The organism is Rhizobium sp. NPDC092011 (assembly GCF_044756305.1).
GTDB lineage: Bacteria > Pseudomonadota > Alphaproteobacteria > Rhizobiales > Rhizobiaceae > Rhizobium.
Genome location: NZ_JBIVSO010000033.1, coordinates 1 through 20,224, shown reverse-complemented (window position 1 = coordinate 20,224; position 20,224 = coordinate 1). Strand labels below are relative to the sequence as shown.

General features: G+C 58.0%; 16 protein-coding genes and 2 pseudogenes. 10 read left to right on the top strand and 8 right to left on the bottom strand.

Translation table 11 applies throughout. The annotated features are described in order from the left end of the window. Nucleotides 1-4,091 (top strand): annotated as a pseudogene (locus tag ACIQJ2_RS37750) (adhesin); the annotation flags it as partial. Further along, on the top strand, nucleotides 4,031-4,225 hold the full coding sequence (locus ACIQJ2_RS37745) for a carbonic anhydrase (protein ID WP_400678120.1): 195 nt from the start codon (nucleotides 4,031-4,033) through the stop codon (nucleotides 4,223-4,225). The pseudogene ACIQJ2_RS37750 and the gene ACIQJ2_RS37745, both read left to right, overlap by 61 nt. Nucleotides 4,226-4,510: 285 nt before the next feature. Here the strand turns inward: ACIQJ2_RS37745 and ACIQJ2_RS37740 are convergent, their stop codons facing one another. Further along, on the bottom strand, nucleotides 4,511-4,801 hold the full coding sequence (locus tag ACIQJ2_RS37740; protein ID WP_400678118.1) for a hypothetical protein: 291 nt from the start codon (nucleotides 4,799-4,801) through the stop codon (nucleotides 4,511-4,513). A 953-nt stretch (nucleotides 4,802-5,754) separates the two neighbouring features. Beyond that, nucleotides 5,755-6,396 (bottom strand): TetR/AcrR family transcriptional regulator, encoded by a 642-nt coding sequence (locus ACIQJ2_RS37735; RefSeq protein WP_400678116.1) that lies wholly within the window; start codon nucleotides 6,394-6,396, stop codon nucleotides 5,755-5,757. Between the two features lie 83 nt (nucleotides 6,397-6,479). Here ACIQJ2_RS37735 and ACIQJ2_RS37730 point away from each other — a divergent pair, with 83 nt between their 5' ends. Then, nucleotides 6,480-7,685: an FAD-dependent oxidoreductase gene (locus ACIQJ2_RS37730; RefSeq protein WP_400678114.1), complete on the top strand. Its 1,206-nt coding sequence runs from the start codon at nucleotides 6,480-6,482 to the stop codon at nucleotides 7,683-7,685. 271 nt (nucleotides 7,686-7,956) lie between these two features. Beyond that, the gene (locus tag ACIQJ2_RS37725; RefSeq protein ID WP_400678112.1) at nucleotides 7,957-8,376 is read left to right on the top strand and encodes a hypothetical protein; all 420 of its coding nucleotides are present in this window, start codon (nucleotides 7,957-7,959) and stop codon (nucleotides 8,374-8,376) included. 987 nt (nucleotides 8,377-9,363) lie between these two features. Here the strand turns inward: ACIQJ2_RS37725 and ACIQJ2_RS37720 are convergent. The 3 genes and pseudogenes from ACIQJ2_RS37720 to ACIQJ2_RS37710 form a co-directional block, all read right to left on the bottom strand. Further along, a pseudogene (locus tag ACIQJ2_RS37720) lies at nucleotides 9,364-9,591 on the bottom strand (glutathione S-transferase family protein); the annotation flags it as partial. Continuing rightward, nucleotides 9,588-9,788 (bottom strand): SRPBCC domain-containing protein, encoded by a 201-nt coding sequence (locus ACIQJ2_RS37715; RefSeq protein ID WP_400678111.1) that lies wholly within the window; start codon nucleotides 9,786-9,788, stop codon nucleotides 9,588-9,590. The pseudogene ACIQJ2_RS37720 and the gene ACIQJ2_RS37715, both read right to left, overlap by 4 nt. Nucleotides 9,789-10,368: 580 nt before the next feature. Further along, on the bottom strand, nucleotides 10,369-10,638 hold the full coding sequence (locus ACIQJ2_RS37710; RefSeq protein ID WP_400678109.1) for a hypothetical protein: 270 nt from the start codon (nucleotides 10,636-10,638) through the stop codon (nucleotides 10,369-10,371). Nucleotides 10,639-11,115: 477 nt separating this feature from the next. On the opposite strand from ACIQJ2_RS37710, the gene ACIQJ2_RS37705 reads away from it, so the two are divergent. Further along, nucleotides 11,116-11,625, top strand: coding sequence for an NUDIX hydrolase (locus tag ACIQJ2_RS37705; protein ID WP_400678107.1), 510 nt, complete (start codon nucleotides 11,116-11,118; stop codon nucleotides 11,623-11,625). A 460-nt stretch (nucleotides 11,626-12,085) separates the two neighbouring features. On the opposite strand, the gene kynU is transcribed toward ACIQJ2_RS37705, so the two are convergent. Together kynU and ACIQJ2_RS37695 are read right to left on the bottom strand one after the other, a co-directional pair. Further along, nucleotides 12,086-13,333 (bottom strand): kynureninase, encoded by a 1,248-nt coding sequence (gene kynU / locus ACIQJ2_RS37700; RefSeq protein WP_400678106.1) that lies wholly within the window; start codon nucleotides 13,331-13,333, stop codon nucleotides 12,086-12,088. A 265-nt stretch (nucleotides 13,334-13,598) separates the two neighbouring features. Further along, on the bottom strand, nucleotides 13,599-14,351 hold the full coding sequence (locus tag ACIQJ2_RS37695) for a GntR family transcriptional regulator (protein ID WP_400678104.1): 753 nt from the start codon (nucleotides 14,349-14,351) through the stop codon (nucleotides 13,599-13,601). A gap of 318 nt (nucleotides 14,352-14,669) precedes the next feature. On the opposite strand from ACIQJ2_RS37695, the gene ACIQJ2_RS37690 reads away from it, so the two are divergent. From ACIQJ2_RS37690 to ACIQJ2_RS37675, 4 genes are all read left to right on the top strand, one after another. Continuing rightward, nucleotides 14,670-15,605, top strand: coding sequence for an ABC transporter substrate-binding protein (locus ACIQJ2_RS37690; RefSeq protein WP_400678103.1), 936 nt, complete (start codon nucleotides 14,670-14,672; stop codon nucleotides 15,603-15,605). Between the two features lie 5 nt (nucleotides 15,606-15,610). Beyond that, a complete protein-coding gene (locus tag ACIQJ2_RS37685; protein ID WP_400678102.1) occupies nucleotides 15,611-16,579 on the top strand; it encodes an amino acid ABC transporter permease in 969 nt (322 codons plus the stop codon). Then, nucleotides 16,576-17,355, top strand: coding sequence for an amino acid ABC transporter ATP-binding protein (locus tag ACIQJ2_RS37680; protein ID WP_400678100.1), 780 nt, complete (start codon nucleotides 16,576-16,578; stop codon nucleotides 17,353-17,355). Before ACIQJ2_RS37685 ends, ACIQJ2_RS37680 begins: the two co-directional genes overlap by 4 nt. Nucleotides 17,356-17,424: 69 nt before the next feature. Further along, nucleotides 17,425-18,621 (top strand): amidohydrolase family protein, encoded by a 1,197-nt coding sequence (locus ACIQJ2_RS37675; protein WP_400678099.1) that lies wholly within the window; start codon nucleotides 17,425-17,427, stop codon nucleotides 18,619-18,621. A 337-nt stretch (nucleotides 18,622-18,958) separates the two neighbouring features. On the opposite strand, the gene ACIQJ2_RS37670 is transcribed toward ACIQJ2_RS37675, so the two are convergent. After that, entirely contained in the window at nucleotides 18,959-19,720 is a 762-nt protein-coding gene (locus ACIQJ2_RS37670; RefSeq protein ID WP_400678097.1) for a M28 family peptidase, read from the bottom strand. A gap of 85 nt (nucleotides 19,721-19,805) precedes the next feature. On the opposite strand from ACIQJ2_RS37670, the gene ACIQJ2_RS37665 reads away from it, so the two are divergent. Then, nucleotides 19,806-20,224 (top strand): CSS-motif domain-containing protein (locus tag ACIQJ2_RS37665; RefSeq protein ID WP_400678096.1); only part of this gene is annotated, 419 nt, incomplete at its 3' end.

Here is a 20,224-nt window from a genome sequence, read left to right as displayed (position 1 = left end):
GCAAGGCTGTAGTCGGGATCGGTCAGGCTTTCGCGCGGGACGCCTTTGGCGGCAGTTCCAGCGGCAAGGGCAAGCCTGTGCTACTGGACCTGGATGGCAATGGCGTGTCGGTCGACACGCTGGCCTCGTCGAACATGTTCCTCGACCTCGACAATAGCGGTTACATGCGCCGCACGGCCTGGGCCGGCAAGGGCGACGGCGTGCTGGTGTTCGACGCCGATGACAATGGCAAGATCAGCAGCTCGAAGGAGTTCGCCTTTACCGAGTGGGATCCGTCGGCCAACGGCGACCTGGAAGCGTTGCGCAACGTCTTCGATACGAATGGCAACGGCAAGCTCGACGCCGGCGATGCGCAATGGTCGAAGTTCAAGGTCATGGTCGATGGCCAGATGGTGTCGCTCTCCTCGCTCGGGATTGCCTCGATCGATCTGACTGCCCAGGGAAGCGGCCAGACCTTCAGTGATGGTTCGGCCATTACCGGCACGACAACCTTCACGAGGTCGGATGGCACGACAGGCATTGTCGGGGATGCGGTCCTGTCCAACGAGACGGATAGCCACATCATCAAGGACACGGCTGTCGTCAATGCCGATCAGTCGAAGACGCGGACCATCCTTGGCTATAATGCCGACGGCACCCTGGCCTTCCGGAGGCTGGTGACAACGAGCGCCGATGACAAGACCGTCCAGACGAAGTTCGATGATGACGGCAACGGCACGGATGATCGTTCGCAAACGGATGTGACGACCGTGGCGGCTTCCGGTGAGCGCACGCGCATCATCTCCAACTTCAACGCTGACGGCTCGCTGGTCGAGCGGACCACCACGGTGAATAGCGCTGATCTGAAGACGATCACGACCTCCGTCGACCGGGATGGCGACGGCAGGGACGATCAGATCCAGACGTTTACGACCAATGCAGACGGTTCGAGCGTCACGACGACCAGGGAGTTCAGCACGTCAGGCGCGCTGGTGCAGCAGAAGCTCGTCCAGTCGAGCGCTGACGGCCTGACCAAGACGACCAGGACGGATGCGAATGGTGACGGCGTGTACGAGGCCGTCACGACGGAGACGACGGTGATCGCTTCCGATGGCTCACGGACGCGGACGGTCGATGCGACCAGTGCCAACGGTACGTTGCTGTCGCGCGAGATTACAGTGACCAGCGCTGACGGTCGGAGCAGGACGATCAGCAGTGATCTCGACGGCAATGGTACGCCGGACGAGATAGAGCAGACGCAACGCACGATCGCGGCCAACGGCGACGTGACAACCGTGGTGACGACGACCAACGGCAACGGCCCGCCGCGCGGGAAGGTGACGACGGTTGCTGCAGCGAACGGCTTGTCGACGACCGGTGCCGACGGCAAGAGCAAGAACATTGTCGTCGACGCCAATGGTGACGGCGGCGCCGATACCGTGACGACCATCACAGTTGGCGGCGACGGTTCGACATCGCAGAGCGACAGTACCTTCAATCCGAACGGGACCCTGGTCTCCAAGGCCATCACCACCACCAGCGCCGATGGTCTATCGAAGACCCTGAGCACCGATCTCAATGGCGACGGCGCGTTCGATACCATTTTGACGGATGTGATCACAGCGGGAGCCAACGGCGCCCGTGTCGAGACCGTAACCAGGAAGAGCGGTAACGCCACCTTGATCGGCCAGACGGTGACGACGACCTCGGCCGACAGCCTGACGCAGACGGTGCAGTCTGATCTCAACGGCGACGGCGTCTTCGACAAGACGGTCACGGACGCGATCGTTCTGAATGCCGGCGCGCGGACGGAAACGGTCACGACGAGAAGCGGCAATGGCTCGCTTCTGAGCCAGACGGTGACGACGGTCAGCGCCGACCGCAAGACGTCGTCGGTGACGAAGGATCTCGACGGTGACGGTCATATCGACACGACCTCGATCCAGGTCGTTGCAGCCGACGGCAGCCAGACGACCACGGCGACGCAGACCAGTGCTGACGGTGTGCTCCATAACAGGACCGTGGCGACGGTCAGCGCCGACAAGCTGACGACGACCACGACCACGGATGCCAATGGCGATGGCGTGGTCGATGTGGCGACGGTCGATCAGACAGTCCTTAACGCCGACGGCAGCCGGACACAGACGGTAACCGACAGGAGCAATACGGGCGTCCTGCTCGACAAGGTGACGACGACCACCTCGGGCAACGGCCTGACCGTTACAGTCCAGAAGGATGTCAACGGCGACGGCATCGTTGATGCTTCGACGTTGAAGGCGACCGTGCTCAACAATGACGGCTCGAAGACGACGACGACATCGGATTATGCCGGCACCTCGCTGACGGACCAGACGAAGGTGACGGTCAGCGCCAACGGCCTGGTGACGACGTCCTCTTATGACTATGACGGCAACGGCACGATCGACCGGACGGAAGCCGTGTCGAAGACGCTGAATGCCGATGGCTCGACCTCGGTGATCGACGCCGTCTCGACAGCGGGCGGTGCGCTTCTGTCGAAGGCGACGAATACCGCGACCGCCGACGGCAAGACCGTGACGAGCCAGGTGGATCTCGATGGCGACGGCACGCTGGACGTGAAGACCACGACGGTCATCGACGCCACCGGCCAGACGACGAAGACGGTCGAGACCTACAAGGCCGGCACGACGACACTCACCAGCCGTGCCGTCACGACGACCTCGGCCAATGGCCTGTCGGTAACCACGAGCTCGGATCTGGATGGTGACGGCATCTACGAGCAGGTTATCACTGACGTCACGGTGCTGAATGCCGATGGCAGCAAGACCGAGACGGTCTCACGGTTCGGGGCCGGAAGCGCGCTCGTCTCGAAGACGGCGACGACGACGAGCGGCAACGGCCTGTCGAAGCAGACCAGCTGGACGGATGGAGCCGGCGCGACGCTGCGCTCGGGCAGCGACGTTACGACGCTGAATGCCGATGGTTCGACGGTGGAGGTGGTGACCAATAGCGGTGCGATCGCCAACAAGACGACGACCACGACCAGCGGCGACGGCAAGACCGTGACGGTGACCTATGACATCGACGGCAATGGCACGGTTGACCAGAAGTCTGTGACCACAAGGAATGCCAATGGCAGCGTTACCCAGGAACTTTCCGACTGGAGCGCGGCAGGGACTGTCTTGCGGAGCAAGGCGATCACGACGAATGCTGACGGCCTTGGCCATGGCGTGAGCTACGATGTCGACGGCAATGGTGTGACCGACAAGTATGTGAGCGATCAGACGGTGCTCAATACGAACGGCGGCAAATCGACGACGGAGAAGGTCTATACGCTCAATGGCGGCGGCACGCTGGCGCTGAGTGCCGTTACCCAGACCGATACGTCCGCAGACGGGCTGACGGTGACCACCAAATGGGACCAGACCGGTTCCGGCGCCCTCACCAAGAGCCGCAGCGCTGTGACGGTGCTCAATGCCGACGGCTCGCGGACGCAGACCGCCAGCTACTTTACCGGCACGACACTGACCAGCCGCTATCTGACGGTGACATCGGCCAACGGCCTGTCGATCACCTCGCAGTCGGACATGACGGGGGCCGGCACCTATGCGCAGACATCGACGGACGTCACTGTCGTCAATGCGGACGGCACCCGCACCCGTACCGTGACCAGCACCAAGGCCGACGGTTCGCTGATCTCGAAGCTTACCACGACGACGAATGCCAGTGGCCAGGTGGTCTCGACCAGCGAACAGCGCACTGGCTTTGCGACGCAGACGGTCAGCGATCTCGTCGAGATCCTCGCCGACGGCGCCAAGCGCGAGACCGTCACGACGACCGATGCTGCCGGCAAGCTCATCGACAAGACCACCACGCTGACCAGCGCCGACAAGCGCACGGTGACGATCGACCGCGATAACAATGGCAATGGCGTCGTCGACCAGCACCAGCAGACGGTGACCGCCGATTCTGGCGTGACGGTCCAGAGCGTCGTCGATTACAAGTCTGCCGGCGTCAAGGCGGATGGATCGACGACGACGACCACGGCGAATGGTCTGCAGAGCACCACGGATTGGGACCTCGACGGCAATGGCACGGTCGATCGCCGCCGGCGTCTGTCATCGCGCAAGTAGAGCGCCTTGCACGGACGCCGACCCTGCAGACCGCTTGGAAGGAAGGTCGAGAAGTGTTCGTCCATGGGTGGGTATACGGGCTCAAGGACGGGCTGCTATCGGATTTAAGGTGTTCTATCGGCAAACAAACCTGAATTTGGATGAGATGAGCGTCGCGGACGCCAGCCGAAGAATCGCCAACCGAATTGCGCGGGGCAAATCCATCTTGATGATCTCTCGGACGAAGCTCACAGCCAGGTAGGTTTTGACTGTACCTAAAGGCTCAACGTATAGCACGTAATCGCCAGGGACAATCCAGCGGCAAATCGCGAGTTTCCGAATCTGACCCTGCTCCAGCGACGGCCGCGCGTTGGCAAGCGGGCGAACGCGGGGGTAGGGGCACGCCCTCCGCGGGAATAGCGATACAAGCTTGATATCAATCAAACTGCAATTCTTAGATCTGGACAATAATGCGCCTTGAGCTTGGCGCGCTGGGCGTTGGACATATCATGGGAAAATTCATTGAAAGCCCAAAGCCAGGCAACTAGCTCCAATTTTGACCCGGCCAATCCGAATGCAGACAAGCCAATCAAGACAACCGCGAAGCCCTCCTGGCTATATTCGGAGTTGTCGAACCACTTTTGTGTTGTCGCCGCATCGAATATCCTCTGTAGCGCGGCCAATTTTTGTTTTGACAGCGTTCCCTGCGCAAGACGTTTTAGCCGCTGCATGATACCCCCCTGCCGAACGATTGATCTATTCGCGTGCAGTAAATAAGTATAGACCAACATAACAAACTCGGAAAGCAGAGTGCCGAAGAATGAGAGTCGGCAATTAAAAAGGAGGTCACCTCAGTTTGGCTCTCAAATTGGTCGATTGCATAGGCACCGGCGGTACTTAGTCGCCAAAGCTACGTTGTGATGCCTCTATGCTAGTCTGATTTCGGCAATATTACGCGGAGCATCAGCGACCGCCTGCTACCGAAGGTGAACCGTCGAACTGGTACAATCCGAAAAGAGCGGTTGGCTCGCGAACAGCGCCGGGATATTCAGTTTTCCCATCATGCGAACTTGCCCGGATGGAAATCGAAGTCGGTCAGTCTCACCAGGTCCGAAGATCTCATTCGTCTATGAATTCGGGCGCCATGCAGATTGGCTGTCATGAAGCGTCTTTTCTGCAGTTGACATAATAGTGGTCGGGCCGCTTGCAAGATATCGCATTGACGGTGAGGGTGCAGAAATAAGTGACAACGGATGAGGCCATAAACGTTGCGGATCATTCGAAATAGTTTCATAACGCGGTGAAATCGCTCCGATTTTTGCCACGTCCCGGCTGAATGATGTCGGCGAATGGGGTACTTCTCCTATGCACGATCGTGATCAATACAAGTGATCATCGACATGTTCGTTGCGTCGCTGTGAAACACGACACTGAACTCCGTTCCTTTCGTCCCACGCTTCGAGCGCATCGGTCGGATAGTGGACGGCCTTGTCGATTTTGACGAACGAAGGGGCAATTTTCATGGCTTGTCCTTCTTCCCAGAAAGGCAAGCGGATCGTAGACTAGTGGTCCGGACCCAAATAAGCCACCAAGTTATTGCAGCAACGAGGAAGATACCGGCAAAGAAGTTCCCGTCAGTTTGTCGTAGAACATCGCCATGCGATGGAAGTCCATGGCTTCGCATTCAGCCAGTGCGGATGTCAGCCTCGGTCGCCAGCAGACGCCGCAGCAGATCGAGTTGACGCTGCGCAAGGTCGGCAATGCCATCTCTGTGGGAATCGCGCATGTGTCGCAGCGACCAGCGGTCCATCGCCTGCAGGACGGCGAATACAAGTTCGCCCTGGAGCGATGCCGGTAAGTCGTGGCGCACTGCGCCGCAGTCGCGACCAACGGCGAGCACGCGATCGACCCAGTCCGTGACGCCCGCCAGCACGCGCTGCAACGCTGCCCCTCGCTCGGCGGACAGGTCCGGCAGATAGAACATCTTGCCAAAATCTGTATACCAGTCCTGTCTTGCCGACGCAGCAAGCGCCTGCGCCAAAAATCCTGCGATGAGGTCCCAGAAATCCGGTCCAGCCAGCGTCTCGGGCGCGGGCGCCTTCAAATCGGCGGCGAGTGCTGCCGAAGCGCCCTCAATGACGCGGTCGAAAAGCGCCTCCTTGGATCCGAAATAGTGGTAGAAGGAACTCTTGCTCATGCTGCAGTCACGAATGATTGCATTGAGCGACGCGCGCTCGAAACCGCAAGCAGCGAATTCGCGCGCCGCCCTCGCCAACAATCGCCTGTAGCGCTCAGGCGCCATCACACCGGGGATTCGCTTGTTCATCGGGTCAGCTTAAGAAACTGGACTGCTCGGTCCAAATGTCTTATACCTCATTGTGGACTCTGTGGTCCACAATGAGGTATCGCATGTTCATAGAGACGTCAATTGAGGATCAACTAGCAGCTCAGCGCGCCGATCGGCTACGTGTGCTTGTCGTCGGTGCTGGGGTCGCGGGGCTGACCCTGGCGCAATTGCTGCGACGGAGTGGGCTTAATCCGCTCTTGATCGAGCGCTCGTCGTCAAGCACCGAACCTGGCTACATGCTGGCGCTGATGCCGTTCGCCAATCAGGCGATCCGAGAGATCGGCGCGTGGGACGACTACGTTTCCCAAAGCGTACCCTTCCACCATTATCGCGTGCATGGCCGCCACGGGCAGTTGCTGCGCGAATACGAGATTGACACACTCCTCAACGTCGATGGCGAATATCTCGGCATCATGCGCGGAAGTCTGATGGAGGTGCTGTCCGGACAACGAGCGCCGATCTGCCGTGGCGCTACGCTAAAAGCGATGCTGCAGACGGCGGACATGGTTGAGGCGACTGTCCACAGCGAGGCCGGTGATGTTGAAGGGGTATTTGACGCCGTCATTTTCGCGGATGGACTGCATTCCGACGGGCGCGCAAAGCTGCTCGGGCCGCACCAGGTAGCGACCTTCGACACGGATTGGGCCGGCTGGGTCGCCTGGATGGACACCGACGCCGAGCACGCTAACCGTGGTGATGAAATCTGGGGCGATGGCTTCTTCGTCGGCATCTATCCCGTCAAAGATCAAGCAGGCGTGTTTGTCGGCGGTAACCGCGCCGACATGAGCGCAGGCTCCGCGACTTTTGTGAAACATATCCGAGCTCAGTTGCGCGCATCCGACCCATGGTTCGAGGGCGCGTTGACTCGCATCGAAACCAGCAACGACCTCTATTTCTGGAAACTGACTGACTGTCGCGCTGAACACTGGACGGTCGGCCGCACCGCACTGGTCGGCGACGCCGCCGCCGGCTTCCTGCCGACCGCCGGCATCGGCGCGGGAATGGCGATGGAATCGGCGACCATCCTTGCGCACTGCCTGCGCGATGTATCCCGCGACGGCGTGGCCGAGGCGTTGCGCACCTACGAACACGCGCAACGGCCCCGCGTCGAAGCGGCGCAAGACAATTCTCGCCAACTTGCAAAGTTGATGTTTCGCAAAAATAGCCTTCTTGCGGTCCTCCGCGACCTTGCCGTCCGGCTTCTGCCGCTGGGAACGGCGATCCGGCCCATTCGCAAGTTGCTCGACGAAAGCCCGCTGTCCTTGTGACGTCCGCGTCAAGCGCCATTGTCGTCAAGGCAGGCCAGATCGCCGAGGCGCTGGTCCGCCCTCGATCTGCTGATACGTGATGAACTCGGATATCTTCCGCTCAGCTCTGCAGGGGAGGGCTGCTCTTCCACTTGCAGAGCAAGCTCTAGGAGCGCACCAGCGTCGTCATCGCCACAAACCGCATGCAGCGATCTCGCTATATGGAAATCATCTGTCTTTCGACAGCACAAAGCTGCTGTTGTGGAGGATCGGAACGGTGATATGAGTTAGCATGGAAAATGATGATTCCCTCTTCCAGCCCGCCCCCAACATTGATGACGACGCAGCGATGATTGCGGATGCTGTTTTTTGCGTCGAAGCATTTACTGATAGCTTCAACATGCGCGACCTTGACGGAATGGACGCGCATTTGCACTTTCCCCATGTCATCCTGTCGGGTGAGAAGCTCATAATCTGGACAGAGCCAGGCAATCTTCCCGCGTCGTTCTTCGATGATCTTCACCACGACACCGGCTGGGTTGAAACTAGATACCAATGCAAGAACCCTGTTCTAGTCAGCCCACGCAAGGTTCATTTGGTCGTTGAATACACCCGCAATCGCGACGATGGCGCGGTCGCGAGCAGCCACCAAAACTTATGGATTGTTACGTTTGATGATGGCCGATGGGGTATCAAGCAACGATCCTACTAACCGGCCCGCAAAATCGCATTGCTCTTACTGCCTGAAAATCAGGTGTGCGCCAACATTCACCCACGGTACCACATGTCTGTGCGCGTTTATGTGACATTCCCTTGGCGGGTGTTAATGCAGAAATGCCCACGGAGCCCCCATATCTTGGAAACTGGAAACGACAGCCACCGCTTCAAAGCCAGCTCGACCGCCGTGGCACAGAAAGGAGGAGAAACGCCAACCCGTTGACCAAAGCCTGGCCAGATAACCATACTCAGAGATGGCTCACATCCCGGTGTTGACGACATTCGACTTTGATTGAGCTCAATCAGCCTCAGGGGGATACAATTTCCCAATTTTCCAATAGTTGCCGTTCCTCGCTCTCTTCGCAACATTCTGGCCATCTTCGAAAGCCAAAGCGCTGGCGCTTTTACCTACTTTCGCATCTCCTATCATTGGTGGCACGGCCGCTTCCAGTCGCTCGGCGAGCTCCAAGGCCGCCTCCCGCTTCCCGGCTCTAATCAAAAACACAAATCGCGAAATAGACTCCATACCAAGTATTCTCCTTCGATATTGCCGAGCGAAAGCGATCGGTGGTGCACACAAACGCTCCGTTAGAGGTGACGAGCATGCTTAAGTATACTACGGTTCGCCACCAATCGTTGTTAATTCAGTCTAATTTTCCTTAACGCATAGTTTCCTCATGTTTATCCATCAAAAACGCGCCATCTATTCGTTTTCATGTCAAAGGATACACATGGAAATACATCAACCCTGTCGACAAAGCTCGCACAAGTTTATGGTTTATCCTGGAAGATTGCCAAAACCGTCCTTAAGCGTGCGCATCAATGTGGAGGATGGAAGGTTCTTAAGATCAGCCGAACATTGTCTCGAACTGCTCCTGCTTCCGACTGGACAATCAGTATAAGCAGGTAGGCCCACGCAGAGGCTCGAAGATGGACTTATGTCTGACCATCCGCGTGTCGAAGTCATCACCGGCGAGGTACAAAGGATCGGGCCGCTTTCGAAAATAGTAAGGTCTCCGGCGATCAGCCAGGGGATCTGGCCGAAGAGTTGTGCGGCGAAATGGTCAGGGCCACGATCTCGAAACGGCGTGCTTTCCACCCGATAGGGCAACCCAGCCTCTTCCAACACCCATTTCACCCGCAGGTCGCACACGAGACCGCGCGGCAGTTCGGGCACCCAGTCGTATGTTGTCAGTATCAGGTCGGTCATCGATCAACTCCAAGGAAGACGGGAAGTTTGTAGAGAAGGCCGTTCCAGCCGTCCTCGTGACTTGTGCGGGCTTCTTCGTCAGGCAGGTGCTCATGGGTTAGGGTCAGCACGGTTCCTGCGTCGAATGGTTCAAGCCGGAATGTCACCAGCGATTTCGGGTTGGAGGCCCTGGGGCCCGATGCCGTCCGATCGGTCATGTTACTAAAGACCGGCGTGTCCGTTGTCGTGCCCGACCCATGCCGAAACGCCGTTCGCCAGATCCTTGTGGCATCTCGCGGAACGGTCGATATGATCGGAGTGCCGAAGCGGACATGGACGCGAGGCAATCTGTCATAATTTTCGAAGCGCGCGATGCATCAAGCCGCCTTAATGATTGCTGACATCGTGAAGGAGCCGTTGGGGAAAGAAGAGTGTTGGCGTTCTGCCATTCGATCCGGAATGGGATACATGCCTCGAAAGTAAAAGGCGTCGTCCGCGGCTTTACTCCGTGATTTTGGCATAAATCTTGAGATTGAAGTCGACTAGCTGCAGGAGGTTGTTGATCTTGACCACGAGGCAGCACGGTGTTGGTTTGTTTGATGGCTCACCCCGTTTTGAGTTTCGTTGTGGCTCGATAGTATATTCGAACCACAGCTTTGGATGACGTTTGGAGGGAAAGGTTCCAGAAAAATCGCAAGCGCCCGTGTGCCGATTCTGTCGGCAATACCGGCATGTTTGCAGAACCACGCGGTTGCAATCCAGGAAATCACAAGCGCATGATTCCGGATATTCATGCCGTTATGCATCCCGATCGAAATCGCGGTCAACCGTATACATCCAGTGGCGCATGTGATCGAGCAAGAGCGCGATGTCGTATTTCCATTCCAAAGCGAGTAGCCTGAGATCCATGGGACCAGAGTCCAGGCGCGTTTGGAGCGTTGTTTTAAGATCGGCGAGCTCGTCTGCGGTTGGTGAGTGCTGCGATGGACGCTTCGGTTGCCCTGCACGCGACAAGCGCTTGGCAAACAGCTCTAAATCGGTCTTCGTTTCGATGATCGTCTCTACCATCAAACCATCCTCCTAACACACGATATAATTCAATATCGTGTTCGAAACGTTGTTGCGTTCCAGCGTCTTTGGTGTGCGGGTGCTACGGTATCCCGATGAATTCGGGCTACCTCCGGTATTTCCTTCAAGTACATAGCGCTGAGCGACAGCATTGCCGCGTTCACCTTCGCTTACCGAACTTGCTGAAGGCGATAAGCGCTTGGTCTAAGGCCGCATACTGACTGCCGATCTTGACGGCCAGAGATGCCGGATGCGGATCGGCCGGCATGGAATTTCGTAACAACTTCACGCGCTCTGCGGATTTGGTGTGATTACTGCGTAGCTTCTGACAACTGCCACGTGCGACCATTGAGGCGAATGCATTGGCTAGCTCGCGGCCGAGTGCATATGCCGACATTGCACGCAGTCTCCCTGGCATAAGTACCTTGGTCCGAATCAGATCTGCTAATATAGTGGTGCGCGATATTTGGAGGTCCGATGGCCGATCAAAAGCCTCATTTCGCACATTTTGCCGTCCACACGAAGGCAGTTCCGGACGCTCATTCTGCTGCCCAGGTGGGCGCGCTCTGCTTCCGCGGCACCGCAATCGGTCAAATCGAGGTTCTTTTGATCACCACACGTGAGACCCGTCGGTGGACGATACCCAAAGGTTGGCCAATCAAGGGGCTGAAACCCCATGCGGTGGCCGAGCGCGAAGCCTGGGAAGAGGCTGGAATCAAAGGCAAGGCGAAAAAGAAGCCCTGTGGCTACTATACCTATTTGAAGCGACTGGCCGACAGCAGAACAATACCAGCTGTAGTCGAAGTATATGCCTTGGAGGTCAAGGAGGCCTGCAACAAGTTTCCTGAGATCGGCCAACGCGTACTAATCTGGCTGCCGCCGGTCGAGGCGGCATTGCAGGTTCCAGAGCCCGAACTGAAAGGGTTGCTGGCGTCTTTCAACGACAGGGCGCTAATCGACAACAACGTATTTTCCATCAGACCCTGAATTCTCTTGAGTATCGTCGAGCGGTGTCATGACGTGCTGCGCCGCCGATCCTTCTATGCTGGTAGCCGCGCGGCTTACGCCACTTGGAGCAGGTTTCTTTCCTAGTCATGTCGGGTCGCCATGGGGTTGACATCATGGTACCTCCACTTCCATGGCCACTACTTTGCCGAGCCTATAAGCCCGCGCGTTACTTAACGCTTACGTCTCGCGCTGCAGCTCCAGATCGATCGGGAGACAACCGGTCGAAACCGGCGACCGGCAGCTATCCGATGGCTGGTCCTCGGAATCGGACAGCCTTAAATCCATGCCAAGTCGGTCATTCCAAGCGGCAATGCGGATTTCCGCCATTGAGGAATTTCAGGCTGATAGCGCTTGTAAAAGCAGGGTTGGCGGTTCGAGCTTGGTTCAAGAGCTAAACAGTCCACTTCGCGCGGTGTCGCCGCGCGTGAGTGGTTGCGCTTCAGGTCACGGCTGTGCGAAGGCCAAAGCGTGGGGCTCGCCAAGCTTCGGCTCGCAGGACATCTTCAAGTATTTCAGCCGCCCTTAGTACGTCTTCGAAGCCAACATAAAGTGGGGTGAACCCGAAGCGCATGGTTGCGGGGGCACGAAAGTCACCGATGACGCCGCGCTCGATCAGCGCCTGCATGATTTCGTAGGAATGCGCGTGGGTGAAGGATACTTGGCTACCACGTCGCGCTGGATCCCGCGGCCCCTCCAAAGCGACCCCGTACCGGCCGCATTTTTCTTCCACCAACTGAATGAACAGTTCCGTCAGGAGAACGCTTTTTGTGCGCACTGCGTGCATATCGACATCGTCCCATATGCTCAGGGCGCCGCTCAATGCCCGCAAAGCCAATGCCGACTGTGTGCCGCACAAGAAGCGGCGGATGCCCTGACCAGGCGCGTAGCTGTGCTCGAAAGCAAAAGGTCGGGCATGGCCAAACCAGCCGCTCAATGGCTGGTTTATGGCGTCGTAATGCCGCGCCGCCGCATAGACGAAAGCGGGAGAACCTGGGCCGCCGTTCAGATATTTGTAAGTGCAGCCGACGGCGAAATCGGCGTTCGCTTTATCAAGAGATACCGGCAGCGCGCCCGCCGAATGACAGAGATCCCAAACCACGAGCGCGCCGGCATCCTGGGCCTTTTTCGTCAGTGCGGCCATGTCGCGCAATTCGCCGGACTTGTAGTTGACATGGTTGACGAGAACGACCGCCACGTCCGTGTCGATGAGGTCTTCAATCGATGGTGCGTCAATGCCTTCAAGACGCAATTTCGCGCCTGGGATCGATGAAATAGCGCCTTCCGCCATATAGAGATCAGTCGGGAAACTTGAGCCTTCCGCGACGACCACGCTCCGGCCGGGGCGCATGGCAATCGCTGCACGCAGCGCTTTGTAGATGTTGATCGATGTGGTGTCGGTTACCACAGTCTGACCTGGCGCAGCGCCAATCAGGCGACCGATACGGTCGCCGAGCTCGATTGGCAAATCATACCAACCGGCGGTGTTCCAGCTCCGAATAAGGCCCTGTGCCCACTCGTCCTCTGCGGCCTTCCTCAGCTCGGAAAAGACTGCGGGCGCTGCAGCGCCCAGCGAGTTTCCGTCGAGATAAGTCACTCCTTCCGGTAGGATGAAGCGCGCCCGAAAAGCACGCAGCGGATCGGCAATGTCCATCGCTTCGATGGCTGCAAGATCGGGAATTGTGTTCATGGTCTCGATTTCCTCCCTGATGCGAATGGCGCCGCGCCCCTCCTCAAAGGCGTGATCGCTGACAGATCATAGCTTCCGCCGATCGGTCGTCAAACAAAATATATAATTTTCTGGGTTCGGCTATTTAATATATAATCAAAGAAAAAATCGACTTTGATATATATATCATGAATTGCCGACGCGACGTTCAGCGCTATCAGCAATGAACGCTCAGGCGGCATCGGGAGCTGTGTGTTGCATGGCGCGGCGTTGCACTCAGCCGCGTTCACCCAATCTCCTGCTGGACCGTCTCATAGGTGCTCACGGTCAGGCCAATGTCCTCGACAAGAAGGGCAATTGCCTTATTCTCATCACGAGCAAGAGCGGCTTCCATCAGGGCTGTGTGGTGCGCCAAGTCTGAAGCCTTCTCGAGCAGTGCGGAATATTGTTGTTCGTCGAGGTGCTTAGGGCCTCTCCCGGCGAGGCTTGGAGAGAAAAAGAGATTCCGCTGATGGCGATGCAACTGAACGTAGATCTGAACGAGGAAGCGCTTTAGCCAGATCGACGGACTTCCATTCAAGAGCGCATGATGAAACGTGTCATGCCGTTCTTCCCATCGCGCAAGTTCCTTTTCCGATAGGTTCGCGCGTAGGGGTTCTGCCTGTGCGAAACCATAATGAGCGGCGACCAACTGCTGCTCCCAGCTATCATCGCCAAGTCGAATGGCCTCCCGCAACAGATCGGTCTCCACCGTCGCGCGCGCCTTCTGCAAGTCGAGCAGTTCGGCATGTGAGACGCTGGCAACGCGATAACCGCGGTTGTGCGAGAATGTTACGAGTCGCTCTGCTTCAAGCCGAGACAATGCCTCGCGAAGCGGCGTCATTCCAAGGCCATAACGCTCGCGCAGCGATGGAATGGTCAGCGGCAGCTCGGGCGCAAGATGGGCGTCGAGGATATCACGCCTGAGGCGGGCGAAGGCTTCCTCCATCTTCGATGTTGACGCGGCTTCCTTGCCGTTCAATCCACTCTTCGCATCCATATCACTCTCCAGATCATATATGATTCATGCGAATATATATAATTGTTGCGCACCGTTTAGGATACTGCTATTTATCATATACGATCTGGTCAATTATCGATGATTATGATCGAGCGACAGTCGGGGTGCTGGCCTGCGGGAGTGGGGCGATACGTGGAGGTGCCGACAAGCGAGCGGTCGCGATAGACGATAGGTGATCGTCGCTCTGGCTGGCTCCACGACATATCGCGGTGGGAGCAAAACCAGTGTCTCACTGTCAATGAACATACGGTTCGGTCGCACTGCGCCGGACCGCGACACTTCAGGAGGAGGAAGAAGATGTCATCGCAATATCCCGGCAAGCGTCGGATTTATATGGCAGTTGGTACTGTGCTGGCAGGATTGACCCTGTTTGGCGCTGGCGCGCACAGGACGGAAGCAGCTTCCGCAGCAAGTACCGGCGAGGCAGCTAATGTTGGATTCAACAGCGCCGCTCCGCTTGCCAAGCTGGTGCCGGACGCATTTCAAAAGAAGGGCATGCTCACTGTAGCCACCCAGCCCGATTTCGAGCCGGCCAATTTCACGCCGATCGGCGAGACTGGCATAAAGGGATACAATGTCGATCTCATGGAGGCGATGGCGGCGAAGCTCGGCCTGCCGGTTCAATGGGAGAAAGTACCATTCGACCAGATCCTGATCGGCATGCAGAGCAAGAAGTTCGATGCCGCCATAGCGGGCATGACGGACCGCAAGTCGCGCCAGGCGCAGGTTGACTTCATCGACTATCAGCTGGCCGGTTCGGTCTTCATGGTCGCCAAGGGGAATCCAAAGGGAATAACTGGCGCACCGGATGGAGGCTGCGGCATAACTGTTGGCGACGTAAAGGGTAGCGACGCGCAGCGATTGGTCGATCAGATGGTTGCAGCCTGTACCGCCAAAGGCAAGGAGGCCACGAAGCTGGTCTTATACCCGACGGGCGGCGACAAGATTCTCGCTCTCACCTCCGGTCGCACCGACGCAATGATATGGCCGGACCTGGCGATGTCTGTCCTCCAGCGTCAGGTCGGAGATGTGCTCGATTCCACACCGATCGATTTTGAACCGAAGGTGTATCTGGGGATGACGTTCAGCAAGGATGAACCGGCTCTTCGCGATGCCTTTGTTGCCGCGCTGAAGGCAATCCACGAAGACGGTACCTATGACCAGATTCTCGCTAAGTGGGATGTCCAAGTCATCAAGCTCGATGCCTACGGCGTCAACCTGGCGAAGGACTGACTCCAATGACCGACTCACACGGCGATGGGATCGATCCCCGCCGGCCCCAGCTGGCCGCCGCTCATTACGTGCGGCGGCCAGGCGAGGAGCCAGCAAAACACGAGGCGCCGATCCGCGCGAAACGACGGACAAGTTATAGTCAGATCGTCACTGCGCTCGCCTTTGTGGCGTTGCTGTCGATGTTCGTCATAACGCAGGCGAACAACCCTCGGATAGAATGGGGCGTCACCGCTCAATATATCTTCCACCCGGTGGTCCTGGGCGGGATCGGCGTGACGATCCAGCTATCGGTGATCGCGATGCTTTGCTCTATCGTGCTGGCCTTCGCCGTTGCCCTGATGATCCAGAGCCAGAACAAGGTAGCAAGCGTTCTCGGGCGCGTATACGTCTGGTTTTTCCGCGGCGTGCCCATGCTGGTGCAGGTGCTGCTCTGGTATAATCTCGCCATCCTTTTCCCGACGATCTTTGGATACGACACCAACAAGCTCATCTCCGGCTTCACGGCCGGCCTCATCGCTCTTTCCCTGGCCGAGTCTGGCTATATGGCCGAGATCATCCGCGCAGGCCTCATGTCAGTTCCCGCCGGCCAGACCGATGCAGCCATGAGCATGGGGCTGACACGGGGTCAGGCTTTGCGGCGGATCGTTCTGCCACAGAGCATTAGGGTGATCATCCCGCCGACCGGCAATCAGTTCATTGGCATGCTGAAGGCGAGCTCGCTCGTCTCGGTCATCGGCGGTAGCGATCTTCTCACCAGAGTTCAGCTCATCTACGGCCAGAATTTCAAGATCCTGCCGCTGCTGATCGTTGCAGTGCTTTGGTACCTGGTGCTCGTCACTGTCGCCGGCATCGGACAGCATTTCCTGGAGAAACGCTTCAATGCCTCTCAGGTTAGAGCGCAACAAACGCGCAAGACGGCACACCGCCAGCAAGCGGAGCAGCCCCGCATTGCGGCCAATGGAGGCGCGGCATGATAGGCGCGGCGACAACGAATACGATGCTCAAAATCGAGGGCGTAAACAAATGGCTCGGCGACAACCATGTTCTGCGGGGCGTCGACATCACGGTACGTACTGGTGAAATCGTGTGCGTGCTTGGTCCTTCCGGATCAGGCAAGAGCACACTGCTGCGCTGCATCAATCACCTCGACCCGGTCGACGGTGGCGTCATCGAGGTCGAGGGCAAGCGCATCGGCTACGAGCTTCGCGGTGGCGTCCTTTATGAGCAGGACGAGCAGGCTGTCGCAAAGGCTCGGCAACGCATCGGGATGGTGTTTCAGCATTTCAACTTGTTCGGCCATATGACGGCGTTGGAGAATGTCATCTATGGTCCGGTGAAAATCCTGAAAAGGCCGCGCCGGGAGAGCATCGACAAGGCGCGCGGCATGCTGGCACTTGTCGGGATCTCGGAGCGCGCCGAGGCTTACCCGAGCCAGCTTTCCGGCGGTCAGCAACAGCGTGTCGCCATCGCCCGGGCTCTTGCGATGGAGCCACGACTCATGATGTTCGATGAGCCCACCAGCGCATTGGACCCCGAGCTCGTGGGCGAGGTTCTCGCGACGATGCGGAAAGTCGCCGATGAGGGCATGACCATGCTCGTCGTGACGCATGAGATCGGCTTTGCGCGCGACGTGGCCGACCGGGTCGTGTTCATGGACCAGGGACGTGTGGTCGAGGACGGGCCGGCACGCGATGTGCTCGACAATCCGGCCCACGAACGCACCGCGAGCTTCCTGCGCCACGTTCGCTGAACCCGCAAACAAATTAACTTCGTTCCAAACGCCGATCGTCCCAACGACCGACAGACAAGGAGTCTATTGATGACTGACCAGCACTTCAGGCTAACCAACGTGCGTCCGTGGGGTGTCGACCCCGTGGATATTGCCATTAAGGACGGGTACATTACAGACATCCGCCCTGCCGCCGCAGCGGCTGCTGCCGGGGATGTCGACGGCGGCGGTCTTCTTGCTTTGCCCGGCTTCATCAACACCCATTCACATGTCGACAAGAGCTGGTGGGGCCAGCCTTGGGTCTCCTACACCTATTCCGACCATCCGACCGTAGAGGGCTGGATCGCCAACGAGCGCGCCCAGCGCAGCAAATACAACATCCCGAGTGCTTCCTCCACGGCTGCCGTATTGCGCGAGTTTCTCCGGCACGGGACGACAGCGACACGTACGCATATCGATATCGATCTCGATATCGGGCTGCGAGGCCTGGAATGCGTCAAGGCCGCGCTGAAGGAAGTCGGTGACGCCATTCAGGTGAAAACCGTTGCTTTCCCGCAGGACGGTGTGTTGCGCCGACCCGGCGTGTTGAAGCTCCTCGATGAGGCGGCACAAGCTGGTGTGGACTATATTGGTGCTCTCGATCCGGGCACGATTGACCGCGACGTCGAGGGACAGCTGGATGAGCTCTTCGATATTGCCGTGACCCGCGGTGTCGGGCTTGACCTGCACTTACACGACTTTGGTTCGCTCGGCGTTTATGAATTCCGTCAGGTCATGCGGCGCACGATCGACGCTGGGCTGCAGGGGCGCGTGAACATCTCGCATGGCTTTGTCCTCGGCACGCTGCCGCAAGCCGTTCAGGCCGAGATTGTCGAAGGGCTAGCCGAGGCAGGTGTCTCGTGGACGACCGTTGCGATGGGAGGGACCGCGCCGCTTCCATGGCAAGGGATGCAGAAGCACTCCGTGCCGCTGGGACTCGGTACGGATGGCATCCGCGATCTGTGGTCTCCCTTCGGAGATGGTGATCTGTTGCGCATCGCGTTCCAGTTCGCCAGGCTGCATGGGCTCCGCCACGACGACAAGCTGATTGCAGCGGTAGACTTGGCGACGCGTGGCGGCGCACACTTTGTCGGACGTAGTGTGCACGATCTGGTCGTGGGCGCGCGTGCCGATATCGTGCTCCTGGACGCAGAGAATGTTCCCGACGCATTGGTGCGCTGCCCGCCGCGACGGCTCGTGCTTTCTGGCGGTCGCGTGGTCGCCCGCAATGGCGAGATCCTGATCTGATTTGACTGGAGCAATCGACGGATGATGCCCGGGAAGCTGGATATCGCGCAATCCAGCTTCCCCGACCAATTTAGGCCCGATCCTCGACGTTCGCAAACGCGGTTGGAACGGCATAGCTGGGGATCGTCTGGGTCCGGAAACCCAGCAGATTTCAGCGGGCGCGGGGGCGAGGGGACGCCGATCTAGGCCGTGATAGCGTCCGCAACCACAAGACAATTCAATGTCCGCGGAGCTCGCGTTCCTGCCTTATACGTTGCAAACAAAAGGCGCTTTGCTGTCCACGCTATTGGATACACCCGGCCGCGCCTAGACGTTGCCGGGTGGCATGTTTCGCGTTTCAATCGCCGCACCGGCGAGCTCTTAGCTTCGCCAGTTCTTCGCGCGAGCCGTTGGTAGCCCGAAACAGCACCGCACCGGCAACCGCAACGGCATCGTTCAGCTCCTTCCCTGTCACGAGATCACGCCTATCCTTGCCGGTTAGCAAAAATCGCAACGCCGATGAGGGTCGTTCAAAGCCCGCGAGCAAGCGGAATGCGGGAATTCCTCGTTCAGCGAAATTGACATGATCAGAATTGTTTTTCGTCGGCTCGAAGATCTGTAGATCCCGATCGGCATAATTGGCCGCTTCGATGAGGAAAGCGGGAAGTGTCTCGAAATCGGATGTGAGCGCCGTAAGCACATGGTCCCCGGCGATGGCGTCCAGATTGATATTGAGGACGATATTGTCGAGGTCGCGCTGCGAAAGGGAGTCAAGCCAACGGATCGAGTCTCCGAGATCCCATTCCTCCGCCGAGAAAGCACAGAAGCCGAACGTTCTGTGCAAGAGGGTATCGTCACTGGCAACTGCTCGGGCCAGTGCGACGATACCTGCAAGGCTTCCCAGGTTCGGTGAGCCATGATGGCGCCGCTTGATCGGCACCTGCCTCTCTGAATGGGGAAATCTATTGAGAATCGCATCGATGTTATGAAATGGGGCTCTGTTGCAATAAAATCCGTGGTCTTGAGAAGGCCCGAAGTTCTCTGCCGTCTGGCGGCCCGCCCCTCGATATTTTGAGTGAGCAGGATGCGCAACTTCAGCGCAAGTGATAGACAGTCCCACTGCTGGACGCTAATTGATAGCCAGAACTTTAGAGTGTCTTGGCAGCGACGCGCTCGCCGAGGCTGTGCCGATGTAGCGGGGCTGGGTGAGAAGAAGATCTGCTATTGCTATTGGGGCATTCCTTGCGATCCTCGCTAGCATCCTGCCACTAATTGGATTGTCCGGAATACAGCAACGACGTGCCGCACAGGTCCGGCGAGGTTATGTTGCCGACTTCGCATCCCGGCCTGCAATGCGCGCAGAGCGAACATTGGACAATGCGAAACAGGCGCTCAATAGCGCTCAAATGAAAGACGTAACAGACTGTCCCCCTGAGCATCGGCCGCAAATGGGGCGGTGGTCGCGGATAGTGATATTTCACTGCAACGTCTATTTAGAGCATAGCACGACACGAGCTAATCAGGCATGGCCCCGGGGCATCCTCGCGCTTCTCAAAGTTTCCGAACTGGATGGCTTTAGTGGGAGTTGCCTGATCGGGATGAACGAAATCGATTGCAAAATTGG